The sequence below is a fragment of the Achromobacter sp. genome, from assembly GCF_036567245.1.
Classification (GTDB): Bacteria; Pseudomonadota; Gammaproteobacteria; order Burkholderiales; family Burkholderiaceae_B; genus Achromobacter.
Map to the genome: position 1 here is coordinate 1 of NZ_DATCUY010000343.1, position 2,811 is coordinate 2,811.

Annotated in this window: 5 protein-coding genes; 3 read left to right on the forward strand and 2 right to left on the reverse strand. The window is 68.6% G+C overall.

Features of this window, described 5'->3' with window-relative positions:
• Together VIR09_RS14870 and VIR09_RS14875 are read left to right on the forward strand one after the other, a co-directional pair.
• A partial coding sequence (locus VIR09_RS14870; protein ID WP_414639426.1) for a thiolase C-terminal domain-containing protein occupies positions 1-232 on the forward strand: 232 nt, incomplete at its 5' end.
• On the forward strand, positions 229-552 hold the full coding sequence (locus VIR09_RS14875) for a zinc ribbon domain-containing protein (RefSeq protein WP_332013557.1): 324 nt from the start codon (positions 229-231) through the stop codon (positions 550-552). The genes VIR09_RS14870 and VIR09_RS14875, both read left to right, overlap by 4 nt.
• Positions 553-564: 12 nt before the next feature.
• Here the strand turns inward: VIR09_RS14875 and VIR09_RS14880 are convergent, their stop codons facing one another.
• Both VIR09_RS14880 and VIR09_RS14885 read right to left on the reverse strand, forming a co-directional pair.
• On the reverse strand, positions 565-1,407 hold the full coding sequence (locus VIR09_RS14880) for a TlpA disulfide reductase family protein (protein WP_332013558.1): 843 nt from the start codon (positions 1,405-1,407) through the stop codon (positions 565-567).
• Between the two features lie 27 nt (positions 1,408-1,434).
• Positions 1,435-2,199 (reverse strand): IclR family transcriptional regulator, encoded by a 765-nt coding sequence (locus tag VIR09_RS14885; protein WP_332013560.1) that lies wholly within the window; start codon positions 2,197-2,199, stop codon positions 1,435-1,437.
• Between the two features lie 219 nt (positions 2,200-2,418).
• Here VIR09_RS14885 and VIR09_RS14890 point away from each other — a divergent pair.
• Positions 2,419-2,811 (forward strand): thiamine pyrophosphate-binding protein (locus tag VIR09_RS14890; RefSeq protein ID WP_332013561.1); only part of this gene is annotated, 393 nt, incomplete at its 3' end.

The window sequence follows — 2,811 nt, forward strand, 5'->3', positions numbered from 1 at the left end:
GCCCAGCCGCGACTTGCCGGTCAATACCGCGGGCGGCCAGTTGTCCGCCGGGCAGGCCGGCACGGCCGGCGGCATGCATGGCTTGGTGGAGGTTGTGCGCCAGTTGCTGGGGCAGGCGGGCGACCGGCAGGTGCGCGGCGCGCGCCATGGCGTGGCCACCGGCTACGGCATGGTTCAACTGCGCTACGGCATGTGTGCCAACGCTGCGGTGTTGGCCCGGGAGGAACCATGAGCATCAAGGTCAGCCAATGTTGCAGCTGCGGCCATCTGGTCTATCCCGCCCGGCTGTGGTGCCCGGCTTGCGGCCACGATCAGGCGCGGGCCGCTGCGGTGGAACACGCGGAACTGCAGGCCTGGACGGTGTTGCCGTCCAAGGATGGCGCGCCGGCCACGGTAGTCGCGACCGTCCGGGCGCTGCCCGCGGGGCCCGTGCTGGTTGTGCGCCTGGAAGAACCGCCCGTCCATGGCGACCAGCGCTTGTCGCTGTTTGAACGCGACATGGCGGGGCAGGCGTTGCCCTGGGCGCGCGTGCCGGCAGAGTCGCCGACCTGAAACGCTACCCCGTCAGTCGCCGCTGGCCGGTTCCTGGATCGCCTCCAGGCGCTGGGCCAGCGAGGCGGCCGACAGCTCGCCCACGCGCAGGTCCACCAGCCGCCCCTGGGCATCCAGGAACAGCGTGGCGGGCAGGCCGCGGTTGCTCATCTGGCGCGAGGCTGCGCCTGCGGGATCCAGCAGCACGTTGCGCAACGATGGTGCGTGCTGCGCCAGGAACTCCGTGACGGCGAGCGGGGCCTCGGCCTGGTTCAGGAAGACGAAATTCACGCCGGGATGCGCCGCCTGCGCCGCGGAGAACGCAGGCATTTCGCGGCGGCAGGGCGGGCACCAGCTCGCCCACAGATTGATGACGGTGGGCTTGCCCTGGTAGGCCGCAAGTCCGGCCGGCGCGCCGTCCAACTGGCGCAGGACCAGCTCGGCCAGTTCGGGTTGCGCCTGGGGCGTGGGCGCGAGCCAACGTCCGCCGCCTATCCAGACCACGCTTGCCAGCGCCAGTGCGCCCAGCAGGGCAGGCCGGGGCGCCTTGCGGCGCAGCGCCGCGTACAGCGCATAGACCCAGGCCGCGGCCAGTCCGGCCATGCCGGTCCAGCCGCCGTCGCGCAGGTCGAGGATGCGCAGCGGGTTCTCCAGGAAGTGCGCCGGGTACTGCCAGACGAAAATCAGCCGGGCCACGACCAGACCGATGATGAGCGCGCGCCATAGCACCGCGCCGGTGTCGGGCGGCGCGGCGGTCACGGCCGCCGGCTTGCGGGTGAACAGCCTGGCGGCCAGCAATCCGATGGCTGCGGCAACGATGAGGACCAGCAGCTCCGAGGGAAAGACCAGGGGGCCGATGCGGATGGCGGGCGTCATGGCAGTACCTGCGGCTGGCGTTGAGGGTCAGGCCGCATGTTGCAGCTTGGCGGGCGCCTGGGCGATGCGGCGCGTGATTTCCGTGGCAGCACGGAGAATCAGGCTGGCCAGATAGTCCTCGCGGAACGCCGCGTAGGCGTCTTGCGCGCCGATGATGGTGATGCTGCCCAGCACATGGTTCTCTTCATCGAAGATCGGCGCGGCGATCCCGGTCTTGCCGGAATCCAGCTCCCCCGACGATACGCAGTAGCCGGCCTTGCGCACCTGCAGCATGGCGCGGGAAAACGCCTTCCAGTCGGGGCCCAGCCGCTGCATGTCGGGCGACTGCGCATGCTCGTCATAGACGCGCCGCAACTGGCGCGGCCCGAGATTGGCCAGGATCACGCGCGCCGTCGCGCTGCGCAGCAGCGGCATGAAGCGGCCGCGGCCGAAATTCAGGGCCTGGGTGTTGCGGCCCGGCTGTTGGTGCACGTTGATCACCTTGTCGTCGTAGCGCGCGCTCAGCAGCACGTCCAGGCCGGTCTGGCTGGACAGCTCCTCGATCAGGTCGCGGCTGACGGTCAGCATGGGGTCGTATTCCCGCATCTGCAGGTCCAGCGCGATGATGCGCGGGCCCAGCGCATAGCCGGCGGGCAGGCGCACCAGCAATCCGCAGGCGCACAGTTCCCGCACGTAGCGGTAGGCGGTGGCCGGCGCGTAGCCGCGCAGTTGGCAGATGGCGTCGACGTCCAGGACCGGCCGGTCGGGCTGAAAGAGGTCCAGGACATCGAGCATGCGGCGAAGACTGTTCATGGGAGCGAGGTGTGGGAAGGCTGACGTGCTGCGAGGGTGCACCAAGGGGCGCGTATTGGCAAATCGCCGCGCCGCGCGCGGCGCGCATGCGTGCGTATAGGGGTTCCGCGCAGAACTATCAAATAGATAATTCTAATAAATTATCTAGCATCAATCCGCCTAAATAAATTGCACATTTATCAAATTACGATAAAGTAGCAAAAAAAGGAGGCGGTAATCATGAGCGGAGCCAGTGTCTTGCTGGAAGCCTTGCGCAAGCAGGGCGTGGAAGTCTGTTTCGCCAACCCCGGCACGACCGAGCTGGACTTGGTACGCGCCATGGAAGAGGTGCCCGGCATGCGCTGCGTCGTCGGCCTGCAGGAGAACGTCTGCACCGGCGCGGCCGATGGCTACGGCCGCCTGACCGGCAAGCCGGCCGCGACCCTGCTGCATCTGGGGCCGGGATTCGCCAACGGCATCGCCAATCTGCACAACGCGCGCCGCGCCCGCACGCCCATCGTCAACATCATCGGCGACCACGCCAGCTGGCACCTGGAGTGCGACGCGCCGCTGACCTCGGACATCGAGTCGCTGGCGCGCCCGGTATCGGGCTGGGTGGAGCGCATCGCGTCC

What these genes read in the sequence shown, in the direction of transcription:
- VIR09_RS14875 (WP_332013557.1), top strand. Translation starts at nt 229, where the DNA reads ATGAGCATCAAGGTCAGCCAATGTTGCAGCTGCGGCCATCTGGTCTAT.
- VIR09_RS14880 (WP_332013558.1), bottom strand. Translation starts at nt 1,407, where the DNA reads ATGACGCCCGCCATCCGCATCGGCCCCCTGGTCTTTCCCTCGGAGCTG.
- VIR09_RS14885 (WP_332013560.1), bottom strand. Translation starts at nt 2,199, where the DNA reads ATGAACAGTCTTCGCCGCATGCTCGATGTCCTGGACCTCTTTCAGCCC.